This is a genomic window from Undibacterium sp. Ji50W (genome assembly GCF_049340445.1).
In the GTDB taxonomy this organism is placed as follows: domain Bacteria; phylum Pseudomonadota; class Gammaproteobacteria; order Burkholderiales; family Burkholderiaceae_D; genus Undibacterium.
Window position 1 is genome coordinate 1 of record NZ_JBMPOX010000054.1, and the last position, 1,269, is coordinate 1,269.

The following is a 1,269-nucleotide window of genomic DNA, read 5'->3' on the forward strand; positions in this document are numbered from 1 at the left end:
ATTCAGTGACGAGACCGGCGGCACTGACGGTTTTACTCAGATGACCGGCTGCATCATAGAAGCTGCGGCTGATGAGGTCATTGGCTGATGCGGTCAGCATCGGTAGCAGGTCGTAGGTGGTGCGGGTTGGAGTTGGGGGGATGACGACTGGGGGGATGACTACCGGCGGTGGGTCTGCCGGTGTATTGCTGGAAGCCGGGACATCGCCCAGCAAAGTCCAGGGCGCACCGCTATCATCCATTGGCGCAGAATTATTGTTATACCAGCGTGCTTGCCAGAGTTTGCCGTTGTAGGCCACGATCTCTGGTGCCACATCGACGGTCTGGCCATTGACGACTTCGGTTTCACCGCCTTTATAGGTAATACCCGCCTGCCAGACGCTATAGCCATCCTTATTGGGTAAGGCACGCCAGACTTGTACTTCCACCGGATCGGCAGAGGTCATGCTGCTGCCCATGGTGTCCCAACGGGACTTGTATTGCTGGCCCTGGTATTCGATGATAGAACCGGTTGGATAATAGGCGGTAGCATCCCATTGCGGCACTTGCGGTCCGCTTGGTGCGGTGGCACCAATCAAGCCCATATCTTTCCATGGCGAACCACTGCCAGCACTTGGAGGAATGCCCACATGGAACCACTGTGCTTGCCACAGATGACCGTTATAGGCCACAACTTCAGCAGCAACGTTGACCGTCTGGCCGCCGACGACTTCGGTTTCACCAGCCCAATACGTGATGGTGGGTTGCCAGTTGCTATAGCCATCCTGGTTCGGCAAAGCACGCCACACCTCGACCTCAAGCGGATCGGATGAAGTCATGGTGCTACCCATGGTATCCCAACGCGCTTTGTATTGTTGTCCCTGGTATTCGATGACTGAACCACTAGGGTAATACGCTGTAGCGTCCCATTGTGGCACTTGCGGTGTGGTTGGTGCAGCCCCCCCGATCACCCCCAGATCAGTCCACGGCGACCCACTGGCACTGCTTGGTACAGAGCCGACATTGAACCAGTTGGCTTGCCACAAATGCCCTTCATACCCAACGACTTCACCACCTGTGTAGCTGGTCTGGTTATTACTGACCACTGCAGTGCCACCGTGGTAAGTCAGGTTGGCTTGCCACAGGCTATAGCCTTCCGTACCGGCAACCGGTTCCCACACCGCTGCCGCATCCAGATCCGTGCCGGTCATGGTGCTACCCATGGTGTCCCAGCGGGTTTTGTAGAGCTGCCCCTGGTACTTGACGTAGGTGCCACCGACATAAAATGCCT

At 56.7% G+C, this 1,269-nt stretch carries 1 pseudogene; it reads right to left on the bottom strand.

The annotated features are described in order from the left end of the window. A pseudogene (locus ACO0K9_RS27930) lies at positions 1-1,269 on the bottom strand (hypothetical protein); the annotation flags it as partial.